Annotated in this window: 22 protein-coding genes; 17 read left to right on the plus strand and 5 right to left on the minus strand. The window is 61.4% G+C overall.

Annotated features, from left to right (window positions below; translation table 11 throughout):
- Nucleotides 1–217: 217 nt before the first annotated feature.
- Nucleotides 218–901 (minus strand): YetF domain-containing protein, encoded by a 684-nt coding sequence (locus tag ACSEXS_RS01005; RefSeq protein ID WP_438431324.1) that lies wholly within the window; start codon nt 899–901, stop codon nt 218–220.
- A gap of 250 nt (nt 902–1,151) precedes the next feature.
- On the minus strand, nt 1,152–1,730 hold the full coding sequence (locus ACSEXS_RS01010; RefSeq protein WP_438431325.1) for a hypothetical protein: 579 nt from the start codon (nt 1,728–1,730) through the stop codon (nt 1,152–1,154).
- Nucleotides 1,731–1,993: 263 nt separating this feature from the next.
- Here ACSEXS_RS01010 and mutY point away from each other — a divergent pair, with 263 nt between their 5' ends.
- From mutY to ACSEXS_RS01030, 4 genes are all read left to right on the plus strand, one after another.
- Entirely contained in the window at nt 1,994–3,151 is a 1,158-nt protein-coding gene (gene mutY / locus ACSEXS_RS01015; protein ID WP_438433053.1) for an A/G-specific adenine glycosylase, read from the plus strand.
- A gap of 159 nt (nt 3,152–3,310) precedes the next feature.
- Nucleotides 3,311–4,054 (plus strand): hypothetical protein, encoded by a 744-nt coding sequence (locus ACSEXS_RS01020; protein ID WP_438431326.1) that lies wholly within the window; start codon nt 3,311–3,313, stop codon nt 4,052–4,054.
- A 160-nt stretch (nt 4,055–4,214) separates the two neighbouring features.
- Nucleotides 4,215–4,943, plus strand: a complete 729-nt coding sequence (locus ACSEXS_RS01025) for a hypothetical protein (RefSeq protein WP_438431327.1) — start codon at nt 4,215–4,217, stop codon at nt 4,941–4,943.
- 16 nt (nt 4,944–4,959) lie between these two features.
- A complete protein-coding gene (locus ACSEXS_RS01030) occupies nt 4,960–6,366 on the plus strand; it encodes a zinc ribbon domain-containing protein (protein ID WP_438431328.1) in 1,407 nt (468 codons plus the stop codon).
- Between the two features lie 134 nt (nt 6,367–6,500).
- Here ACSEXS_RS01030 and ACSEXS_RS01035 read toward each other — a convergent pair whose 3' ends face one another.
- Nucleotides 6,501–7,112 carry a superoxide dismutase gene (locus ACSEXS_RS01035; protein WP_438431329.1) on the minus strand — a complete coding sequence of 204 codons (612 nt, stop codon included), beginning with the start codon at nt 7,110–7,112 and terminating at the stop codon, nt 6,501–6,503.
- A gap of 486 nt (nt 7,113–7,598) precedes the next feature.
- Here ACSEXS_RS01035 and ACSEXS_RS01040 point away from each other — a divergent pair, with 486 nt between their 5' ends.
- The 8 genes from ACSEXS_RS01040 to ACSEXS_RS01075 all read left to right on the plus strand — a co-directional run bounded on the left by ACSEXS_RS01040 (nt 7,599) and on the right by ACSEXS_RS01075 (nt 13,528).
- A complete protein-coding gene (locus tag ACSEXS_RS01040) occupies nt 7,599–8,030 on the plus strand; it encodes a GNAT family N-acetyltransferase (protein ID WP_438431330.1) in 432 nt (143 codons plus the stop codon).
- A 99-nt stretch (nt 8,031–8,129) separates the two neighbouring features.
- Nucleotides 8,130–8,684 carry a DUF402 domain-containing protein gene (locus ACSEXS_RS01045; protein WP_438431331.1) on the plus strand — a complete coding sequence of 185 codons (555 nt, stop codon included), beginning with the start codon at nt 8,130–8,132 and terminating at the stop codon, nt 8,682–8,684.
- Nucleotides 8,681–9,142 carry a ribonuclease HI gene (gene rnhA / locus ACSEXS_RS01050; protein WP_438431332.1) on the plus strand — a complete coding sequence of 154 codons (462 nt, stop codon included), beginning with the start codon at nt 8,681–8,683 and terminating at the stop codon, nt 9,140–9,142. Before ACSEXS_RS01045 ends, rnhA begins: the two co-directional genes overlap by 4 nt.
- Nucleotides 9,139–10,377: a tRNA epoxyqueuosine(34) reductase QueG gene (gene queG / locus ACSEXS_RS01055; protein ID WP_438431333.1), complete on the plus strand. Its 1,239-nt coding sequence runs from the start codon at nt 9,139–9,141 to the stop codon at nt 10,375–10,377. The genes rnhA and queG overlap by 4 nt, the downstream gene beginning before the upstream one ends.
- A gap of 273 nt (nt 10,378–10,650) precedes the next feature.
- Nucleotides 10,651–11,679: an HD-GYP domain-containing protein gene (locus ACSEXS_RS01060; protein ID WP_438431334.1), complete on the plus strand. Its 1,029-nt coding sequence runs from the start codon at nt 10,651–10,653 to the stop codon at nt 11,677–11,679.
- Between the two features lie 95 nt (nt 11,680–11,774).
- Nucleotides 11,775–12,035, plus strand: a complete 261-nt coding sequence (locus ACSEXS_RS01065) for a YneF family protein (RefSeq protein WP_438431335.1) — start codon at nt 11,775–11,777, stop codon at nt 12,033–12,035.
- Between the two features lie 36 nt (nt 12,036–12,071).
- Nucleotides 12,072–12,662: a GTP cyclohydrolase I FolE gene (gene folE, locus ACSEXS_RS01070; RefSeq protein ID WP_438431336.1), complete on the plus strand. Its 591-nt coding sequence runs from the start codon at nt 12,072–12,074 to the stop codon at nt 12,660–12,662.
- 176 nt (nt 12,663–12,838) lie between these two features.
- Nucleotides 12,839–13,528, plus strand: coding sequence for a DinB family protein (locus ACSEXS_RS01075; RefSeq protein WP_438431337.1), 690 nt, complete (start codon nt 12,839–12,841; stop codon nt 13,526–13,528).
- A gap of 69 nt (nt 13,529–13,597) precedes the next feature.
- Here the strand turns inward: ACSEXS_RS01075 and ACSEXS_RS01080 are convergent, their stop codons facing one another.
- Nucleotides 13,598–14,803, minus strand: a complete 1,206-nt coding sequence (locus ACSEXS_RS01080; RefSeq protein ID WP_438433054.1) for a superoxide dismutase — start codon at nt 14,801–14,803, stop codon at nt 13,598–13,600.
- A gap of 174 nt (nt 14,804–14,977) precedes the next feature.
- Here ACSEXS_RS01080 and ACSEXS_RS01085 point away from each other — a divergent pair, with 174 nt between their 5' ends.
- From ACSEXS_RS01085 to ACSEXS_RS01105, 5 genes are all read left to right on the plus strand, one after another.
- Entirely contained in the window at nt 14,978–15,730 is a 753-nt protein-coding gene (locus tag ACSEXS_RS01085) for an IclR family transcriptional regulator (protein ID WP_438431338.1), read from the plus strand.
- Between the two features lie 390 nt (nt 15,731–16,120).
- The gene (locus ACSEXS_RS01090; protein ID WP_438431339.1) at nt 16,121–16,876 is read left to right on the plus strand and encodes a basic amino acid ABC transporter substrate-binding protein; all 756 of its coding nucleotides are present in this window, start codon (nt 16,121–16,123) and stop codon (nt 16,874–16,876) included.
- 87 nt (nt 16,877–16,963) lie between these two features.
- Nucleotides 16,964–17,617 (plus strand): amino acid ABC transporter permease, encoded by a 654-nt coding sequence (locus tag ACSEXS_RS01095; protein ID WP_438431340.1) that lies wholly within the window; start codon nt 16,964–16,966, stop codon nt 17,615–17,617.
- A gap of 12 nt (nt 17,618–17,629) precedes the next feature.
- Nucleotides 17,630–18,352, plus strand: a complete 723-nt coding sequence (locus tag ACSEXS_RS01100; protein ID WP_438433055.1) for an amino acid ABC transporter ATP-binding protein — start codon at nt 17,630–17,632, stop codon at nt 18,350–18,352.
- Nucleotides 18,353–18,503: 151 nt separating this feature from the next.
- Entirely contained in the window at nt 18,504–19,256 is a 753-nt protein-coding gene (locus ACSEXS_RS01105) for a metallophosphoesterase family protein (RefSeq protein WP_438431341.1), read from the plus strand.
- A 238-nt stretch (nt 19,257–19,494) separates the two neighbouring features.
- On the opposite strand, the gene acnA is transcribed toward ACSEXS_RS01105, so the two are convergent.
- Complete coding sequence (acnA, locus tag ACSEXS_RS01110; protein ID WP_438431342.1) at nt 19,495–22,230, minus strand: aconitate hydratase AcnA; 2,736 nt, start codon at nt 22,228–22,230, stop codon at nt 19,495–19,497.
- Nucleotides 22,231–22,328: the final 98 nt, after the last annotated feature.

A 22,328-nucleotide genomic window follows, 5' to 3' on the forward strand; every position in this document is an offset into this window, starting at 1 on the left:
TGGCTGAAGCGGCTCGCTGATGTCGTTTCGAAATGGATATCTTCAATGATAAGGCAGGATGCTCTGCCGCTACCAGTCACAAACGTCAAGTCATGAGTATGACAAATATCACATTAGGATGGGCAGGTCCCTCTTCTTGGCCAAAAGAGAAAACTCCCCTTTAAGCAGACACGGGAAATAGAGTAACCGTCTGCTTAAAGGGGAGGCCTCACGCGGGTCAGCCTTTATCCGCCGCCAAGAGATGGAGGCCATTCTCCGGCGTCCATTCCGCATACAACACTTCCTCCGGCCGGCTATATCCGTTCTTGTGCAGCTCCTCAAGCAGCCATTGGGGGTCTTTTCCGCATCGGCTCAGTTCGTCAAGCTGTACTTCTCCGTCTTCGATCAGGCCGACCGGCAGGCCGACGGCTTCCTCGGGCAGGTTGAGATCACGCCGCTCCACCGATTCGAAGGCGGATTTTTTCAGCACCGTGAGGCTTCCGTTGGTCTCGTAGACGGCATACGCCACCTCGCGCAGCGAGAAGACGTTTTGCATGCGCAACAGCAGGCGAAGCTGCTCGAAATCGAGCTTGTTGCGGTTCATTTCCTTGCGGTCGATGACACCGTTATGGATGAGGACGGAAGGGCGCCCGTCGAGCGGCCCGCGCAGCCGTTTAACGCGGAACGTCAGGAACTCAAACAAAAAAGACAGGGCGGCCCACACTCCGAACGCCAATAGCAGATGGAGAAGGGTTACCTCTTTATCATAGATGGTGTTGCCGACAATCTCGCTCAAGACGAGCGAGGAGATAAAGTCGAAGGGGGTAAGCTGGGCGATTTCCTTTTTGCCGAGCAGCCGCGTAATCGTCCACAGCCCGGCGAAGCCGACGCACAGCTTAATCACAATCAATTCGTAGCTCATGCGAACGAATGCCTCCCGTCTATGGTAAACCCCCGAAAACGCGCATGGGTTTGATTCTCTATTACCCGAACGGTTTTGGGGCTGAACCAGCGGTTCATCTCACTTGGAGTGGCATCTCTGCCGATGGACAGGAAAAAACCCTCCGGCGGTCAACCCGGAAGGTTTATTTCCCAATCTATATCATTAGGGGGGCTAGTTATAGATTACCCGCTCAACCTTAATTGAACCTGAAAAACAGATTACCGTTATGTTACAAATTGATGACAAGGGCGCAGGCGATCAAGCTGCAGCCGCCGAGCACGCCCAGCACAAACGGAGCGAAGCCTAGATAGAGCAGAGCAACCGCCAGCGTCAGCAGAATGAGCCACCAGGCGAGCGCCGTAAACCGGCGGGAGCGGTGCGCACCGAGCAGGAGATAGAGTGCCGCAAGCGCGAGCGCCCGATAGAAATCCACCAAGCCTACGGCGGGAACGAAAAACGGAAGCGCGGCGGCGAAGGCAGTCAGCGCGAGGGCGGTCCCGGTCGTCGCGAACCGTCCGGTCAGCCGGTGTCCGGGATTTGGCCGGTCGGTTCCGGCGGGGCGGCGTCGGGCAGCCTGCCCATAGAACGCGGCAGCCGCAAGCGTTGCCGCAGCCGCGAGATAGAAGGACAGCGGAGCGAGCCGCGAAGAAGCGCCGAACAGCTCCAACTGGCGGAAGGCGGCGGCGAGAATCCACTGGACTCCCCATAACAAACCAACGAATCGCCAGAACCGGCCGGCGGACCGGCCGATGGAAGAGGAGGCCGAACGGTCGGCGGGAGGGGAGGCAGAGCGGATGGAGTCGGACATGGCGAAACCCCCTGGTGCGGATGGTATAATGGAAATGGTGCCGTGACCTATTATAGCAGAATTGTGGTCTCAAGCGAGTCGGTACGGCCGGAAGGAGCGACAAGGTGAAGAACAGACAGCCGCATGAGGCGGAGTGGATAGATAAGCATGCAAAGGGGGCGGAAGCGGCCGCTGCGGCGGATAAGGATGGGGCGGGAGGCGATTCGAGCAGAACCGAATCGGGCAGAACCGAATCGGGCAGAACCGAATCGAGCGGAACCCAGATTAGCGGGGCCGTTCAGGCGGATGGGGAGACCGACGAGGCGTTCTATTCCCGCGAGCTCCTGGCCTGGTACCGGAGGCACAAGCGGGATTTGCCCTGGCGGCGAAACAAAGACCCCTATCACATCTGGGTATCGGAAATCATGCTGCAGCAGACCCGGGTGGATACGGTGATCCCGTATTATCACCGGTTTATGGAGCAGTTTCCTACCGTCGAGGCCCTGGCGGACGCACCCGAGGAGCAGGTGCTGAAGGCCTGGGAGGGGCTCGGCTACTACTCGCGGGCCCGCAACCTTCAAGCGGCGGTCCGCGAGGTGAAGGAGGACTACGGCGGCGTGGTGCCCGACGAGCCGGAAGCGGTGCGGGCCTTGAAGGGAGTCGGCCCCTACACGGCGGGCGCCATCCTCAGTATCGCCTACGACCGCCCGGAGCCAGCGGTGGACGGCAATGTGATGCGGGTGCTGTCGCGATTCTTCCTCCTCGAGGAGGATATCGCTAAGCCGTCGGCCCGAAGCTCCATTGAAAAGCTCGCCCGGTCGCTGATTCCGGCTGGAGCGGCCGGGGACTTCAACCAGGCGCTGATGGAACTCGGCGCAACCGTCTGCACCCCCAAATCGCCGCAATGCCTGATCTGCCCGGTGATGGAGCGCTGCGGCGCTCGGCTGGAGGGACGGGTGGACGAGCTGCCCGTCAAGTCGAAGGCGAAGCCGCCCCGTCCGGAGGCCCGAGCAGCGGCTATTGTTACCGACGGAGCCGGGCGGCTCCTGATCCGCCGCCGTCCGGCGGAAGGACTGCTCGCCGGGCTCTGGGAGCTCCCCCATGTCGCCTTGCCGGACGGTAACCGGGACCCGGCAGCCGTGCCTGCCATACCTCCGGTTTCGGCGGAAGCGGCCGGCTTCCCGTCGGCTTCCGCCGCCGCGCTGGCCCTAGGGCTGGCCGAGGCCGACGGACTTCGGGTGATTCCCGAAGCGTGGCTGACCGACGCGGAGCATACGTTCAGCCACCTGCGCTGGGAGATGCGGGTGTTCCGCTGCCGTCTGGCGGACGGCTCGCCCGCTGAGCTGCCGCCGGGGTATGCCTGGATGGGAGCTGAAGAGGAGAAGCGGTATGCCTTTCCCAACCTGTTTGTCCGGTTGATCGGAGCCTTCCGCCCCGAGTGAGACGGAAGAACAGCGGACTGAGTGGCTGAACGGGATGAATCGCAGGAACGGAGTCGCCGATACCGGTAATCCGGTAATCTTTTCCTTCGCCGCGGGGCATCCTAAGCGGGAGCTTCCCGCCGGAAGCTCCACTCTCAATCCCCGAAGGGAAGGAAAGCCATGAAACCACCCCTATCTGCCTGGATCGCCTGCGGCATGGCGGTGCTCCTCGCGGCAGCGTCTGCCGCACCTGCCGGCGCAGCCGGTGCGGTCGGCGCGGCGAAGCCGAGTCCGACGGCGCAGGTGACCCCGAGCCCGCCGCCGCAGCCCGGATCGTCTTGCCAGCCTAAACATACCCGCACCGGACTCGGCCCGGAACGAATTTATGCGGAAGCCGCGGCAGTGCTTGGCATAAGCAAGGCTGACTTGATGAAGGAGCTGAACGCCGGCAAGAGCTTGACCGACGTCGCTGCGGCCAAGGGCAAGAGCCGCGAGCAACTGCTCGCCGGCTTGAACCGGCGGGCAGCCGCTCTCCTGGACAAGGAGGTGAAGAACGGCACGCTGACCCGCGAAGCCGCCGATCGAATGAAAGAGCAGATGAATCGCCGGCTTCCCTGGCTCGTGGATGTCAAAGGAGCCGCTTTCTCCGGCAGAGACCGGGGCCGCCACGGCATGCCGCCGGGCCTGCTCGCCTCCCGGTTGCCGGAGCTTGCCGCCGATCTCGGGATGACCCCGGAGGAGCTGCAACGGTCGCTCGCTTCGGGCAAATCGCTGGCCGAGATCGCCGCGTCGAAGGGCGTGAGCCGGGAGCAGCTCATCGCGAAGCTGAAGGACGAGCTGACGCCTGTCCTGGAGAAGCTGATCGATCATCGGACCGTCGCGCCGGCTCCTTCCCCGAGCGACGCCGCCCCGAAGCGCAAATAACCAAACCCTCACAGCTCCATCCTCCAGCCCTCCCGATGCGGAGGGCTTTTTGCCGCAATACAACCAACGGCAAGGAAGGAAATTCCGGGAGATCTGTCGAAAGAAGGGGGATCAAGGAAGAAGCGGAATTCCAAGGTTCCGCCTAAGGAGGATAAGGATTGTGGCTTATTGCACGCAATGCGGCGCCAAGCTGGAGGAAGGAACGGTCCACGATTGTCCGGCCAAGGCCGCTCAACCGGTCTGGGTCGGGACGGACCAAGGGGAGAAGGCCCGGAGAAGGCCGGATGTGAATGCGAATCTGCTGCTCGCCATCCTGCGCGATCCGCTCGCCGCTTTTTCGCTGCAGCCGGCGCGGGATTCCATTTACGGCATCCTGGGACTTGCCGCCTCGATCATCGGGTTTTTCCTGTGGGGACTCGTGCTCAAATTCAAGCTTGTCCGCTCTTTTGGACCGGCGGACGGAATCTTCTCGGACATTGTCGGCGGCACAGTTCGCAAACTGCCGATCGCTTCGCACCTGCTGCTGCTCGGCCTGTTCTCGCTGGCCGCGCTCATTCTGCTGCTCTGGGCGGTGGGCCAATGGAAGGGCTCCGTCCAGCGAAGCGGCAAGGAGGTGCTCACCCACTTGGGAGCGATGCAGCTTCAATCGGGGGCCGGCTTCGCCCTGGCGGCGCTTGTGGCCTTCCTCTGGGTGCCCGGCTCGTTCGTGATCGTGGCCGCCTTCCTGCTCTACACCCTGCTCATGACCGTTCTGAGCGCGTTGGATTGGTTCGGGATCTCCGCGGAAAATCGGGGGCAGGCGCTCGCCGTGTTCGCCGGGGCGTATACCGTCGTCAGCCTCGTCGCTTTCCAACTCTTGATCCGCGATTTCGGCAGCGCCATCTTCTAGAAGGAGGAGAATCCCCATGTTCTGCGCACATTGCGGCGGTCCGGTAGCGCCCGGCGACCGGTACTGCGGAAGCTGCGGGGAGCCGGTAGCCTCCTCAGCGGCTCCGGCGCCGGTTCCGGCCCAACGGCAGGAGCCGCGGGCGAGACAACCGAGACAACCGCTCTCGCGAAAGATCCGCATTCTCGCCGCCTCCGTCCTTGGAGCAGCGGTGCTGGCGGGCGCCGGCTATGCCTTCGCCCATTTCACCTATGGACCGTCGAGTCCCCCAGCGCTGCAAGCCAAAGCCGAGGCCGCGGTCGAAGCCGGCGACGCCGCCGGGCTGTCCCGGCTGCTCGCGCCCGGCCAGCAGGAGCTGAAGAACCAGGAGGCCCTGGATGCTTTTGACAAGACCTTGGACAAGCCCGAGGTGAAAGAGAAATACAAGACCCTCTTGGCCGAAGCCGCGGATCAGGCGGACATGCAGCCGAACGCTCTGCAGCGGCTCTTTTCGGGGGATTCGGTGCTGGCCTTCGAATCGGAAAAGTCCTGGCGGGGAACCCGCTGGCGGCTTCAGGTCGAGCCGGGCGAGATCGCCATCGTCCAAGCGGAAGGAATCACGGTGGAAGGGAAGCTGGCCGAAGGCGGCCCGGCGGCGGCGAACAACCGGATCTCCGGCCTGTGGCCGTCCATCTACCGGTTCGAGGGAACCGTCCGCAACGACTATGCCAGCGAAACCGTGGCGGACACGGTGAGTCTGCTGCAGGGCTCCGGGGCGGAGATCCGTCCCGCCGAGCTGTTGAGCACCTCGCTCACCGTCGAACTGCCGCGCGGCAAGGGATACACGGTGACCTTGAACGGCAAAGAAGTCTCTTCGCTGAACGGAGAGCTGGAGCTGGCTCCCGCTCCCGCGAAGTCGTCTTTTCAGGTGAAGGCGAACGTGCTGGGAACCGAGCTGGAAGCGTCGCTTGACGTCGACGCCGCGCAGACGCAACGTGTGGAGCTGGACGGGCTCCTGAACGGCAAGATGGCGGAGCAGGCGCTGGAAGCGGCCTACGGCGCCGCCCTGTCGTGGACGGAGGCCCGCAACAGCGGCGATCCTTCGCTGCTCAAGGCCGCCGACCCGGCCTCGCCCTATGCGGTCGGCTTAAGCAAGGAGATCACCCAGCCGGCCGAGAACCGCGTCCAGCTGGTCAAGGTGCTGGTTGACCCGTCCAGCATCCAGTGGGACGGCGGCGACAGCCTGCAGGTGAGCGTCCGGGAGATGTACCATCTGGAGCGGCAGCCGGACGGCTGGTTCTCGACGCAGGACCCGGTATCCGATCACAGCTACACGTTAAAGCGCGCCGGAGACGGCAGCGGCTGGTGGCTCGATACCGACAATGGCTCCGCTTGGTTTGACGACAGCGAGGCCATCGTCAAGGAGAATGCGGGCGCATCGACTTGATGTCCGGCAGGGGGAGAACGGGAGACTAAGCCACCGTTATCGCTCCTTAAGAGCAACTCAATCTCTGATTGAACGCCAAAAAAAAGCGCGAACCGGGATGCTCCGGTTCGCGCTTTTCCTCTTGGCTTGCGCCTTTATTTTGCAGCGGCGTAGCGCTTGTTGACTTCGTCCCAGTTGATGAGGTTCCAGAAGGCGCCGATGTAATCCGGACGCTTGTTCTGGTACTTCAGGTAGTAGGCGTGCTCCCAGACGTCCAGGCCGAGAATCGGGGTCTTGCCTTCGGACAGAGGCGAGTCCTGGTTCGGCGTGCTGGTGACGGAAAGCTTGCCGTCCTTGTCGACGACGAGCCAAGCCCAGCCGCTGCCGAAGCGGGTCGTGGCGGCCTTGGTGAAGTCTTCCTTGAACTTGGCGAAGCCGCCCAGTTCGGATTCGATTGCCTGAGCGATGGGGCCGGTCGGTTCGCCGCCGCCGTTCGGGCTGAGGATCTGCCAGAAGAACGAGTGGTTGGCGTGGCCGCCGCCGTTGTTGCGGACGGCGGTGCGGATGCCTTCCGGAACGGCGTCCAGATCGGCAATCAGCTCTTCGACGGATTTATTCTGCAGCTCCGGCGCGCTTTCCAGAGCGGCGTTCAGGTTGGTCACGTACGTGTTGTGGTGGCGGTCATGGTGGATTTCCATGGTCTTTTCATCGAAATGCGGTTCAAGCGCGTTGTTCGGGTAAGGCAGCGGGGGCAATTGATGTGCCATTGCGAATTCCTCCTGATATGTAAAATTTGGAATCAAAGCTATCCATACCGTTATTATAAACAATTTGCCGGACTGTTGCAAAAATCATTGACAAGCTTGTAAAGAGTCAAGCCAGAGCGGGAAGACTCCGATTTCCCGGAAATCCGGATCGGCGGGGCAAAGCACGAACTCAACCTGTATGAACGGATGCCGGAGCTGCGTCGTCGGGGTTAAAAATAGGGGTTGCCGCATTTCGGGACATGCCTAATAATGGAGGAAGCGCCTTTTGCGCTTGGGCTGTGCGCCGATGGACCGAACATCGGAACCGTCGCGAGAGTCAAATGCGAGACAAATGATGAAAGCGGTTAATATTAAGCGCTTTCAGGAGGAATACGGTGAAAAGTTAATGAATTTTTAAAAATTCCTCCCAAAACGCAAGTAATTTGCGCAATTTTGTCGTAATATATAGGAGGTACCGAATCTCAATTCTTCTGGGGAGAGACCTTCATGATTATTCGTTCGTTTCGGCTGTCGGATTATCTCGTTGTGAACCGGCTGCTGGCTGAAGCCCTGACCGAAGCCTGCTACGAAGAAACCAACCATGCGCTCGCCCGCCAGTTGTCCTATGACAGCGAGCTCGTCCTGGTGGCTGAGGAAGGCGAGGACCTCCTGGGAGTCATTATCGGCACGATCGACAACAACCAGGGCTATTATTACCGCCTGGCCGTTGATCCGCTTCACCGCCGCAAGGGAATCGGCAAGGAGCTCATCCGTACGTTGGAGAAGCGGTTCCTCACCCGTAACGTGAGCGACATTCTCATTGCGCTGGACGAGCATGGTGAAGATCAGGAGATGCTGTCCGTATTCGATGCGGTAAGGTACTTCAACCGGTTTTTGCCCAAGGGCAGGAAAGCGCTTAGCATCGTCGGAGCGCACTGACCCGCGGATCCATTTTGAAGCATATCGGGCGCCGAAATTGGCGTGCCGGTATGCTTTTCTTGTATACTGGAGCAAAGAGAGAGAAAGAGGACGGTTGCGATGAGCGATTCCGACGTATATGTCATCAAAAGCTTCAAGCATAACGGCCATCTGCACCGCATGTGGCTGGAGAACCGCCGGGTCCCGGACGAACTCCTCCATCCGGAGCATGCCGCCGAGAAGATGATCGTGACCGTCAACTGCCGCACGAAGATTGTGGAGGCGGCGGGAAGCGAATGGTTCAGCCGCAGCCCGGGCGTCACCTTCTTCATTCCGGGCGCCTGGTACAATATTGTCGCGCTGATCGAGAACGGGGGCGTGCGTTATTACTGCAACGTGGCGTCGCCGCCTTATCTGTACGGCAATGTCATCACTTACATCGATTATGACCTGGACCTGATCGTCACGCCGGGCGGCGAACGGATTCTCGTCGATCAGGACGAATACGAGCGTCACAAGCAGAGCTATCATTACTCTCACATCGTGGAGCGAAAGGTTCGCGAAGGCCTGCGGCTTCTGACCGAGCGTGCGGACAAGAAGCGGATGCCCTTCGACAATGGACAGGTTCTGGCTTACTACGACTGGTGGCGGAAAGAGTGGGGAGAAGAGGCATGAAGGAAGTCATTCTATACACCGACGGAGCGTGCTCCGGCAACCCGGGTCCCGGGGGCTGGGGTGCTGTTTTGTTTTACGGCGAGCATCGGCTGGAGCTGTCCGGGGGAGAAGCCCATACCACGAATAACCGGATGGAGCTGTTGTCCGTCATCGAAGCGCTCGCCAAGCTGAAGGAGCCGTGCCAGGTCAAGGTGCACAGCGACTCGGCCTACTTGGTGAACTGCTTTCAGCAGGGCTGGTACCGCGGCTGGCTGAAGAACGGCTGGCTGAACAGCAAGAAGCAGCCCGTGGAGAATCAGGATCTGTGGAAGCGGCTCCTGGCCCTGAAGGATATCCACCGACTGGAGTTCGTCAAGGTTAAGGGGCATGCCGACGACAAATGGAACAACCGCTGCGACGAGCTGGCCGTGGCGGCGGCGAAAGCGGCCGCCGCGGGCGGAAGCGCGGGCGTAAAATGAATGGGAAGGGGGCGAGACCCATCGCCGACCTGCTGCATCTGGACGCACCCGCCGGCGATTGGCTGTCCCTGAAGGAGGAGATCAAAGCCGCCGCCCGCGGCTTGGGAATCGACAAGATCGGCTTCGCGTCGGCCGATCCTTTTCTTGAATTGAAGGAACGGCTTCTGCGCCGCCGGGCAGAGGGCTACGAATGCGGCTTCGAGGAGAAGGACATCGACAAGCGGACGCATCCGGAGCTGCTGTTCGAGGGACCGCGCTCGATCCTCTCCATCGCGTTGGCCTATCCCTCCAAGCTGGAGGGGCCGCCCCGCTCCGAGCCGGGCGCTTCGCGCGGAATCGTCGCCCGGTCCGCCTGGGGCGAGGATTACCACACCGTGCTGCGCGACCGGCTCGAGCGGCTTGCGGATTTCATCCGCTCGCGGGTGCCGGAGGCCCGCTTGGAGAGCATGGTCGACACGGGCGCTCTCGTCGACCGGGAGGTGGCGGTCCGGGCCGGCATCGGCTTCAGCGGCAAGAACTGCTCGGTCATCACGCCCGAGTTCGGCTCCTACGTCTACTTGGGCGAGCTGCTCACCAACCTGCCGTTTCCGCCGGATACGCCGCTTACCGATAGCTGCGGCGATTGCACGCTCTGCCTGGATGCCTGCCCGACTTCGGCGTTCGTGGAACCCGGCGTGCTGAACGCGGGCCGCTGCCTGTCGTTCCTGACCCAATCCAAGGACGAGATTCCGGAGGAGGTTAAGGACCGGATGGGAAACCGGCTCTATGGCTGCGACACCTGTCAGGTGGTATGCCCGAAGAACAAGGGCTTCAACTGGACGCATCATGCCGAATTCCGCCCGGACCCGGAGCTGGCCAAGCCGCTGCTGGCGCCGCTCCTCACGATCGGCAACCGCGAATTCAAGGAGCGGTTCGGCTCGGGCGCAGCCGCCTGGCGGGGCAAGAAGCCGATCCAGCGCAACGCGATCCTCGGGCTCGGCAAGTTCCGCGACCGCACGGCCGCGCCGCTGCTAATCCGGCTGCTTCTGGAAGATCCGCGGCCGGACATCCGGGCCGAGGCCGCTTGGGCGCTCGGGCGCATCGGCGGGGATGAGGCGCTCGGCGCTTTGAAGCAAGCGGCCGAGCGCGATCCGGAGGAGCGCGTCCGGGTCAAGGCAGCGAAGGCGCTGGCCGAAGCCCGGCCCGCCGGCGAAGGGTCGGCGGATACGCCGATCCAGCCGGATTTGCCGGTCTAACTAGATGGAACAAAAGAAAGCCGGAGAAGAGGAAGGTCGTGAAGAAGCGAAGCGGGCGCCTTTGATCCCGGATTTCCCCCTTAACAAGTTCATTCCGAAAATCTGGGATCAACAGCGATTGGAATGACATTCCAGCTGCGCAGGCGTAAATAATAAGTTCAATCTCTATAGGTGACGGTTGGGGGTTCATCAACCCGTTTGCGTTGACGATATGGAAGATAGGGGCCGCTTGACGGAAGGCGGCCTTCAACCTAATGATCCGGGTGGTGCATCATGAAGTATGTCAGTCTCGACAATGTAGAACCGGGTCAGTATTTGGGCAGAACCATTTTTTCCGGCAATGGAGCGACTCTGCTGGCGGAGGGCGTCCAACTGACGGTCTACATGATCAACACGCTGAGGCGGATCGGCGTGACCATGCTGTATATTCAGGACCCGCTGTTCGAGGACGCCTTGTACGAGGACCCCGTCTCCGAAGAGAACAAGCGGCTCGTCATGCACCGGATGGGCGAAGCCATGGAAGCGATCCGCTCGGGAAAAGACTTTTCCAGCAAAGCGGTCAGCATCAGCATCGACCGGCTTCTCGAGGACATCTCCCAGAACCAGGAGGTGCTGCTGCAGCTTTCGGATATCCGCACGCACGACAATGCCCACTATGTGCACGCGCTCAATGTCGCAACCCTCAGCGCTTTGATCGGCGCGAACATGGGGCTCGGCCAGGTGCAGCTCAAGGAGCTGACCATCGGGGCGCTCCTGCACGATATCGGCAAAGTCGAAGCGATCACCGACGACTCTTCGACGGATTTGAAGCGGCACCACACCTGGCGGGGCTTCGAGCTGCTCAAGACGAAGCGGGAGTTCAGCCTGCTGATCGCCCATGTCGCCTTTCAGCATCACGAGCGGCCGGACGGGCTGGGCTTGCCGCGCGGCCTTTTCGACGATCAGATTCACCTGTACGCCAAGATCGTGAAGGTCGCCAACACCTACGACAATCTGTTGTACCGCGACGGTCAGCCCATGATGCTTCCGCATGAGGCCTGCGAGGTGATGATGGCGATGGCGGGCGTGGAGCTCGATCATGAGGCGCTCCTGCAATTCACCCGGATCGTGTCCGTGTACCCGACCGGGATTTCCGTCCGGCTGTCGACCAAGGAGACCGGCGTCGTCGTCGGCCAGCATCGCGGCCTGCCGGGCAGACCCATCGTGCGGGTAGTGCGCCAGGAGTTTGACGGCGAGGTGGAGACCAAGGAGGTCGACCTGGCCAAGCATACGACGGTGTTCATCGAGACGGTTCAGCCCTGACGCCCCCAGCGGCAAAAGCGGTTTGTGCGCCTTTCGGGGACATGGTATCATAGTAAAGGTTTTGATTACTCTTAACTGGGGTGAAGGAAGAACGTATGAATAGTGTATGGGATTGGCTGATTCCCGTTCTCACGCTGATTGTCGGCCTCATCGTCGGCTTCGTGATCGGCGTCTACTACCTGCGCAGGCAGATGGAGAAAATGCAGAACGACCCTGACATGCTGGCGAAGATGGCCAAGCAGATGGGATACAACATGAACCGTCAGCAGCTGGCCAAAGCGCAGCAGATGATGAAGCAGCAGGGGCAGGGCAAGAATCCGGGAATGAAGCCGCCCGTTCGCGGCGGCAAACGATAAATCGGGGTCATCCCGACAGGTCAGGGGGAGAGCGCCATGCTGTCCAAGCAGCTCCGCAATGAAAAAGTCGAGGAAAACCGCGAAGAGATCGAAGGGCATATCCGCGAGATTCTCCGGCTCATCGGGGAAGATCCGGACCGTGAGGGCCTCCGCGAGACCCCGGCCCGCGTCACCCGCATGTATGAAGAGATCTTTGCCGGGTACGGCAAGGATTATCAAGAAATCCTCGGCGTCACCTTCGACGAGAACCACGAGGAGCTGGTCGTGGTCAAGGACATCGTCTACTACAGCCAGTGCGAGCATCACATGGCGCCGTTCTTCGGCAAGGTGCACATCGGCTACATCCCGAGCGGCAAGATCGCAGGCTTAAGCAAGTTCGCCCGGCTGGTCGACGCCGTGGCGAGCCGCCTGCAGGTGCAGGAGCGGATCACCTCGGAGCTGGCCGACACGATCATGCGGGTGCTGAAGCCGCAAGGCGCGATCGTCGTCGTCGAGGGCGAGCACCTGTGCATGTGTTCGCGCGGGGTCAAGAAATACGGCAGCAAGACCGTTACCTCCGGCGTGCGCGGCATCTTCCGCCGCGATGTCGCCCTGCGAACGGAATTCATGTCGCTGATCAAGGAATAAGCAGCATTTGTCTTAAAGCGCGAGGGCGGTTGGCCCCGCGCTTTTTTCATGCCTTTTGTGCGCATAAGGGAAATTCCGCAAAAAGCGTCAAGCCGTCTCCTCTGCGGTTTGCTATAGTAGGGGGAGACGAATAGCCATTTGGACATTGGCTCATGATTCGCTAAGGAGAGACGGCGATGTTTGAAGTGGGAACGCAGTGGAACCCGAAGCAGGCGAGGCTGAAGGCCATCCTGCAAAAGCGCGAGCACTTCGAGGAGGCGGTCGGCCTGTTGTCCGACATGCACTCCCTGGTGCACGAGTCTCGCGTCGGCGGCGGGCAAGCGGACACGTTTATGGATGAAATCGCGGCAGGGTTGGACTCCGAGACCTGTCGGGCGATGCCGGCTGCCAAGGGGAACACGATCGCATGGAACCTCTGGCACATGACCCGCATTGAAGACCTGACCGCGAACCGGTTGGTTGCACGGCGGGAGCCTGTCTTCGATGAGGAGTGGATGCGGCGGCTCGGGACCGACGTGAAGGACACGGGGAACGCGATGACCAAGGAGGAAATCCGCTCCTTCAGCGAATCGGTGAGCCTGACGGAGCTGCTTGAGTACCGCTGTGCAGTGGGCACCCGGACCCGCACGATCATTCAAGGGCTGCATCCGGAGGATATGAAGCGCAAGGTGGAAAAGGAGCAGTTGGGCCGGATCGCCGAGGAGGGCGGCGTCGCCCGCCGCGAAGCCGCGTTCTGGCTGCTCGATTTCTGGGGCAGGAAGACGGTGGCCGGAATCTTCCTGATGCCGATTACCCGGCATCAGATCGTTCATCTGAACGCCTGCCGCAGGATCAGGGAGAGCTGCCTCAAGCAAGCCCGGCGGTGAAGAGAAACAAAAGGACCGAACGGCTTTATTGCCGATTCGAGTCCTTTTTTGGTTTGGCGGTGAAAAAGCTCAATAAGGATACCACTTCACCTGGCGGGCGGTAGCGAACCGCTCGTTCACATGGGGCCAATTGACGAGATTCCACCAGGCGTCGATGTACTTGCCCCGCTCGTTCTGGTATTTCAGGTAGTAGGCATGCTCCCAGACGTCCAGAGCGAGCAGGGGAATGACGTCCCACTGCGACAGGTTCTGGTGCTTTTCCGCCTGCAGGATCTCCAGCCGGTGGCTGCGCGGGCTCCAGACCAGGATCGCCCAGCCGCCGCCCTCCACCTTTTCCGCAGCTTGGGAAAAATGCTTCTTGAACGCCTCGAAGCTGCCAAAATCGCGGTCGATCTGCGCCGCCAGCGCTCCGCTCGGCTTGCCGCCTCCCTTGGGCGTCATGATGTTCCAAAACAGCGTATGCAGGTAATGGCCGGCTCCGTTGAAGGCGGCTTCGCGTTCCCAGTGCTTGATCAGCGAGAAGTCGCCGGTCTTGCGCGCCTTCTGCATCTCCAGCTCCGCTTTGTTGAGTCCGTCCACGTAGGATTTGTGGTGGATGTCGTGGTGGAGCTGCATGGTCTTGGCGTCGATGTAGGGCTCCAGCGCGTCGTAGGCATAGGGAAGCGGGGGCAGGGTGTGACCGCCGATCGGTACGGGCGCCTGGTCGGGAACCGGCGGCCGCGACCACTGGCCTTCGCCGGTGGCAGTGGCATCGCCGGCTTCATCCCGGCGGAGTTCGCTTTCGGCGCCGGGTAAGTCGCCGCTTGACGTGAGGGCGGAGGCCGCTTCGTACTCCGACAAGTAGGGCTCCAGCGCATCCGCGTACGAGGTGGACTCGTTCGCAGCTTGGGCGAGGAGCACGGCGGCGGAGCCGGGGGCGGGCGGAAAGGCCCGGCTATCCGTTTCGGCCCTTTCGGCGGCAAACCGTTCGAGCTGGGAGACGAATTCCCGCGACTGGGCAAGCGAGACGGGCAGGAGACCGGCGATGGGGTGCTCCGGCCCGGTCGGGGGACCGGCTGCTCCGCGGCTGCGGGGTGCCAGCTCCCGTTCGATCAGCCGGACGGCAGCCTGCTCGGTTTGTCCGAAGACCCGCTCCCAGTTGGCCAGCCATTCTTCCACAGCGGGGGCTTGTTCGGGAACGGACTGCCGCAGGCTGCGGGCGTAGCCGGCCTCGCGGAACTTCCAGGAACGGATCACCTCCAGCAGGTGGAGCGGAGTGAGCTTGTCATAGCTCATGGACACGTTCGACAACTCCTTTCCGGATTGGACTTCATCCCTTATCTGTATTCCGCCGCCGACGAGCCTATGAATGCTTCGTTGCTCCCGTTCCCCTCTGGCAGGATAGGAGCTCCTGCGTTATACTGATGGTAACTGGGTTTCACTCTTTGAAACGGGAGGCGGGTTGCCGATATGTCCACGGAAGATTCCAAATTGACGGTGCGGGCGGTGGAGCGGGCCCTCGACCTGCTGCTCTGTTTTGCCGAGGACAGCGACCTCAGCCTGACGGAATTAGCCGCCCGGGCGGGCTTGCATAAGAGCACCGTGCACCGGCTGCTGGCCTCTTTGGAGGTCAAGGGCTTCGTCCGCCGCGATCCGGCTTCGGAGCGGTACCGGCTCGGCTACCGGATGTGGGAGCTCTCCGCCAACCTGGTACAGGATGACGACCCGGCGGTGATCCTGCTGCCGGAGATGGAGCGGCTCCGCGATCAGCTTGGAGAGACGGTTAGCCTCTATGTGCGGGACGGTCTGGAGCGGATTCGGGTGCAGGCGGTGCAGAGCAGCCAAGCCATCCGCCGGGTGGCCCCGGTCGGCGTCCGCCTGCCGCTGCACGTAGGGGCTTCCGGCAAAATCCTCGTCGCCTTCGGCGCGCCGGAGCTCCAGCGCGAGTTGTCGGCCGCTCCGCTGTGGGCCGACGAGGCGCAGAAGGCCGCGTTCGAGCGGCAGCTTCAAGAGGCGCGGGACTGCGGGTACGCCACGAGCCTGGAGGAACGGGAAGCGGGCGCGGCGGCGATTGCCGCTCCCATCGTCAACCGCGCTCACCGGATGGTGGCGGCGCTGGCCGTCTCGGGTCCGGTCAACCGGTTGACGGCGGAAGCGATGAAGGAGGATGCGCCCCTTCTCCTGGAAGCGGCTGCACGGATGGGCAAGATGCTTAAGCCCTAGTCCTTCTTTTCCCCATCCGATCCGGACAACGTCATGGATAGGTGTCAGGGTTCTTGACCTTATGAATGAATAACAACATGTCCATTGAAAACGAATAACCATAATATGCATAATTTAATCTTAATAGGAAAATTCGTCCATCTCGACGGACGAAATGGAATGACAATCGAGAGCATTTTTAGGCCTTCCTGATCGGGAAGGCTTTTTGGCATACCTGTCTTTCTTTATCGTGGCAGCGTAATAAACGTCACTTTATCTAACAATTCATGAAAAATTCCATTGTCGTATGCGCAATATGCTGGTAAAATCACCGTAATGATTTTACTTTTTCAAGCGTGGGGGGAGAAGGATCGAATGAAAAAGCTTGTTATGTTAGCTATAGCCGGTTTCATGGCAGTATCTTTTACGGGATGCGGCAATAAATCCTCGGACGGCGGAGAAAAGGTGTACCGGATCGCCACCGACGCCAGCTATGCCCCGATGGAGAGCATGGATAAAGATAAGATTGTCGGATTCGATGTCGACTTTTTCGCTGCGGTGATGAAGGAGGCGGGACTGAAATACAAGCTGACCAATACCGGCTGGGACCCCATGCTCGACACGGTCAAGAACGGCACCAACGACGCCGGGCTCTCCTCGGTCTCGATCACGGACGACCGCAAGCAGACGTATGATTTCTCGGTTCCCTATTTCGAATCGACCAACATGATTCTGGTCAAGGAAGGCAGCTCCATCAAGAGCGCGCTCGACCTGAAGGACAAGAAGGTAGCCGTACAGGGCTCGACGACCGCCGACACGCTGATGAGCGACATCATGGGAGCGACGAATCCCAACCTGAAGAAATACGAATCGAATACGTATGCCTTCCTCGAGCTGGATAAGGACGGCGTCGACGCGGCGGTAGCGGACATCGCCATCGTACGCGAATATGCCAAGAACAACCCGAAGAAGAAATTCGTTACGATCGAAGACAAACAGAATTTCGGGGTGGAGTACTATGGGATTCTCCTCCCGAAAGGAAGCGAGCTGAAGGCAAAGCTGGACCCGGCGATCAAGGCGATCCTCGAGAACGGCACATACGCGAAGCTCTACAAGAAGTGGTTCGGCGAGGAGCCGAACACGCAGGCTCTTCTGAACGCCAAGTAGGCCGACTCCGAGACGTCCTGCCGCGGGCGGGTCTGCCGGTAACGGGCCTTCACCCTCCACGAGACAAGCGAAGGAAGGAAGAACATCATGCTTGGTGGCTTTCGATTCGATATCATTGGGGATTACTTGCCCCTCCTGCTGAAGGGAGCGCTGCTTACCGTCGGCATCTCCGTCGGCTCCATCCTTCTGGGTTCGCTGCTGGGGCTTGCGGTAGGCTTCGGCAAAATGTCGCGGCGCTGGTTCCTGCATTACCCGGCTGTGTGCTACATCAACTTTTTTCGCGGGACGCCGCTCTACGTGCAGATCCTTATGGCTCATTTCGGCTTGATTCCGCCCATTCTGGGGCACACGGACGCCATCGTGGCCGCGATCACGGCGCTCTCCCTCAACTCGGCGGCGTATTCGGCGGAGATCTACCGGGCCGGCATTCAGTCGATCGACAAGGGACAGACCGAGGCGGCCCACTCGCTCGGCATGAACGCGGTTCAAACGATGCGGCATATCATTTTGCCGCAGGCGGTCAAACGGATGATCCCCGCCTTCGGCAACGAGTTCATTACGCTGCTCAAGGACTCCTCGCTGATCGCCATCGTTGCCGCGCCGGAAATTATGTATTGGGCGAATGCCATGCGCGGCCAATACATGCGCATCTGGGAGCCTTACCTGACGGCGGCGCTCATCTACTTCGTCCTAACCTACTCCCTCAACAAGCTCTTGGCTTACGTGGAAAGGAAGGTGTAGCGGATGGAGCCGATCATCCGGGTGCGGGGGCTGTCCAAGGCCTTCGGCAGCAGCGTCGTCCTGCGTGACATCAACGTGGAGGTTCAGCCGAGCGAGGTGGTGGTCGTCATCGGTCCGTCCGGATCGGGAAAATCCACCTTCCTGCGCTGCCTCAACCTGCTGGAGGAGCCGAACGGCGGAGAGATCGTCATCGACGGACAGTCGCTGATGGACAAGAAAACGAGCATCGCCGAAATTCGCTCGGAGGTCGGCATGGTGTTCCAGCAGTTCAATCTCTTCCCGCACAAGAAGGTCATCGACAACCTGACGCTGGCCCCCATCCTCGTCCGCAAGTGGACGGAGGAGAAGGCCCGGGCCAAGGCGATGGAGCTGCTCGACAAGGTCGGCCTGTCCGAGAAGGCCGAGGCGTATCCGCCGTCGCTGTCGGGCGGCCAAGCCCAGCGCGTGGCCATCGCCCGCGCGCTCGCCATGGAGCCGAAGATCATGCTGTTCGACGAGCCGACCTCGGCGCTCGATCCGGAGATGGTCGGCGAGGTGCTCGGCGTCATGCAGCAGCTCGCCCGCGAGGGCATGACGATGGTCGTCGTCACGCATGAAATGGGCTTCGCCCGCGAGGTGGGCGACCGGGTTCTGTTCATGGAGCAGGGCTTCGTGGTGGAGGAAGGTCCGCCCACCGAGCTGTTCGGCAGCGCGCAGCAGGAACGCACCAAGGCGTTTCTCTCCAAGGTGCTCTAGGAAAGGAATTCTTCCGCCGGGCCGAGCCGTTCCTACGGGCTCGGTCTTTGCCATTGGAAGAAATGCGATAGAGAGGATGGACGCGTCCCTCCCTTAAGGCTAAACTGAGAAGGACTACCATGCAGCCAAGAACAAGAGGGTGAAACCGAATATGAAAAAAATAGCGATTCTGGCGGATGTCCATGGAAACGCTCCGGCGCTGAAGGCGGTGCTTCAGGAAATCGACCGCCGCCGGGAGGTCGAACAAATCTACGTGCTGGGGGATACGATCGGAATCGGACCGGATACGAACGAAGTGCTGGAAGCCTTGTTCGCGCGGAAGGATGTTTCTCTCCTGGCAGGCAATCATGACGAAGCGGTGCTGGCGCTCGTTCGCGGAGAGGCTTATCCCGCGAGCCACGCCCAGGTCCGGGAGCATCACCAATGGATCGTCGACCGGATGGACCGGAAATTCCACAGCAAGCTGGCTGGCCTGCCCCGGACACTGCTGCGTACCTTGGAGGGGCGAACGTTCCGGTTTACCCATTACGCGCTGGTACGGGGCAAGGAGCGGGCGCCGATCGGCCGGGAGCCGTATGCGTCGATCGTCAAGCCGACGCGGGAGAACCTGGAGACCCTGTTCCGCGAATGCCGGGAGGATTTCATCTGCTTCGGGCACGATCATTTGCCCCTTTGCCTCCGCGGCAACAGGTCCATGTTCCTGAATCCCGGCTCTGTGGGCTGCACGGCCGAACCGAGCGCGCCTTACGCCATTCTCGAAGTGGCGAAGGACTCCGTCCAAGTTCACCTGGAGGAAGCGGCCTATGACCGGACAGAATTCCTGGCCTCGTATGAGCGCCTGAAGGTTCCCGACCGCGAGTTCATCCTGAAAGTGTTCCACGGCCAGCCGGGGGTTAAGCCCTAAGCCGGGCAGGCGAAGGCCGGGCGCATAAGCTCCGGCAAACGAAAACCCTCCGCACCTTTCTCGGTGCGGAGGGTTTTCGTTATGCGCTGCCGGAACACCGGCTAAGAGAGAACAGGTGGCGGCAATCCCGGTACGACCCCGGTCAGTTGCAATGGGACGGCGAGGCGATGCGGCCGGTTCGACGACGAACGCGCTCCCGATACAACCGTGCCGTTATCGCTGTGACCGCGATGCTGGATCAAGCCGTGGGGCCGGCCAACTTCTCCGACGCCGTAATCTGCCGCAGGACGGTCTGCAGAATGCCGCCGTTGCGGTAATAATCGACCTCGACCATGCTGTCGAGCCGGACGACCGCTTCGAAGTCGAAGTCGGAGCCATCCTCGCGCGTCACCGTCACCCGAACCTTCTGCCCGGGCTGCACGGCGTTGTCGAGGCCGGAAAGCTCGAACGTCTCCGTGCCGGTGATGCCCAGCGTCCGCCAGCCGAAGCCTTCCGGGAACTGCAGGGGCAGCACGCCCATGCCGACCAGATTGGAGCGGTGGATGCGCTCGTAGCTCTCGGCGATGACCGCCTTGACGCCGAGCAGATACGTTCCCTTGGCCGCCCAGTCGCGCGAGCTGCCGGTTCCGTATTCCTTGCCGGCCAGCACGATCAGCGGGGTTCCCTGCTCCTGATACTTCATCGACGCATCGTAGATCGGCATCACTTCACCGGTCGGCAGATACTTGGTGACGCCGCCTTCGGTGCCGGGAGCCGCCGCGTTGCGGATGCGAATGTTGGCGAAGGTGCCGCGCATCATCACTTCGTGGTTGCCGCGGCGGGAGCCGTAGGAATTGAAATCCTTGCGCTCCACCCCGTGCGACTGGAGGTACAGTCCGGCCGGGCTGTCAGCCTTGATGTTGCCGGCGGGCGAGATGTGGTCGGTCGTGACCGAATCGCCCAGCATGGCGAGCGCCTTCATGCCGGAGAAGCTGGAGATATCGCCCGGTTCCTCGGAGAGACCGGAGAAGAACGGCGGCTCCTGGATGTAGGTGGACGCTTCGTCCCATTCGTACAGCTCCCCGAGCGGCACGAGCAGGTTGTTCCAGCGCTTGTTGGCAATGAACACTTCCTTGTACTTCTCGTGAAACATCGCCGGGCTGACGCTGGAGCGGATCGTCTCGGCAATCTCGCGCGAGGTGGGCCAGATGTCCTTCAAGTAGACCGGCTGTCCGTCCTTGCCCACCCCGATCGGCTCCTTCGTCAGGTCGATGTCGACCGTGCCGGCCAGGGCGTAGGCGACGACGAGCGGAGGAGAGGCCAGGTAGTTGGCTTTCACCAGGGCGTGAATCCGGCCCTCGAAGTTCCGGTTGCCGGACAGTACGGCGGCCACGGTCATATCGTTGTCGGCGATCGCCGCCGACACTTCGTCCGGCAGCGGGCCGCTGTTGCCGATGCACGTCGCGCAGCCGTAGCCGGCCAGATGGAAGCCGAGCGCCTCCAGCGGAGCGAGCAGGTCGGCTTTCTTTAAGTATTCGGTGACGACCAGCGAGCCCGGGGTCAGGCTGGTCTTGACGTATTCGGGAACGGCGAGGCCGAGCTCGACGGCCTTCTTGGCGACGAGGCCCGCGCCCAGCATGACGCTCGGGTTCGAGGTGTTGGTACAGCTCGTGATCGCGGCGATGACGACGGCTCCCGTCTTGAGAACGGTGGTATTGCCGCTCGGATGGACAACCGGTACCGCCTGGGCGATCTTCTCGTCGGTCAGGCCATATCCGCCTTTATCGACGGGCGTGCGGATGATCGAGTCGAAGGAGGACTTCATGTTGGTGAGCTCCACCCGGTCCTGCGGGCGCTTCGGCCCTGCCAGACTCGGCATGACGGTGGACAGGTCCAGCTCGATGGTGTCGCTGTAGACCGGCTCGGGACTGTCCGCGTTGCGGAAGAGGCCTTGAGCCTTGTAATAAGCTTCCGTCAGGGCGACCTGCTCCTCGCTGCGGCCGGTGCTGCGCAGGTATTTCAAGGTTTCCTGGTCGACCGGGAAGAAGCCGATCGTCGCCCCGTATTCCGGCGACATGTTGGCGACCGTGGTCCGGTCGGCGAGGCTCAGGCTCTCCAGCCCTTCGCCGTAATACTCGACGAACTTGCCGACGACGCCCTTCTTGCGCAGAATCTCGGTGATCGTGAGCGCGAGGTCGGTGGCGGTCGCGCCCTCCGACAGGCTGCCGCTCAGCTTGAAGCCGACGACCTCCGGCGTCACAAAATACAGCGGCTGCCCCAGCATCCCGGCTTCCGCCTCGATTCCGCCGACGCCCCAGCCGACCACGCCGAGCCCGTTGATCATCGTCGTGTGCGAATCGGTGCCGACGAGCGAATCCGGGAACACCTCGACTTCTCCGTCCACGGTGCGGGTCGCCGCCACCGATGCGAGGTATTCCAGGTTGACTTGGTGAACGATGCCCGTATCGGGCGGCACCGCGCGGAAGTTATCGAACGCGGTCTGCGCCCAGCGCAGGAAGCGATAGCGCTCCTCGTTGCGCTCGAACTCGATCTGTTCGTTGAAGGCGAGGGCGTTCTCCGTCCCGAACTGGTCGACCATCACCGAATGGTCGATGACCAGATCGACCGGCACGAGCGGATTGATCGTCTTGGGGTCTCCGCCCATCCGCTTCATCGTCGAGCGCATTGCCGCAAGGTCCGCCACCACCGGCACGCCGGTGAAGTCCTGCAGCACGATCCGGGCCGGAATGAAGGGGATTTCCTTGTTCGCGTCGCGGTTCTCCGCCCAGCCGGCGATCTGCTTGACGTGCTCGTTGGTGATCGCCCGGCCGTCGAACTGGCGCACCGCCGCCTCGAGCAGCACCTTAATCGAGTAGGGCAGGCGGTGGATGGGGCCAAGACCGCGCTCCTCCAGCTTCTGCAGGCTGTAATAGACGTACTCCTGGCCGCCGCTGGTCAACGTGCTTTTGACATTGAAATGATCCTTTCTCGCCATTCCATGGGCCTCCTGTCATGATCAATTGTTTCACAGGTTGAAACACGATTTCATAATTTCGTCATCTTTAGTATAACGGTTCCCGCCCCGCGAGTAAA

The organism is Gorillibacterium terrae, assembly GCF_051594785.1.
GTDB lineage: Bacteria > Bacillota > Bacilli > Paenibacillales > NBRC-103111 > Gorillibacterium.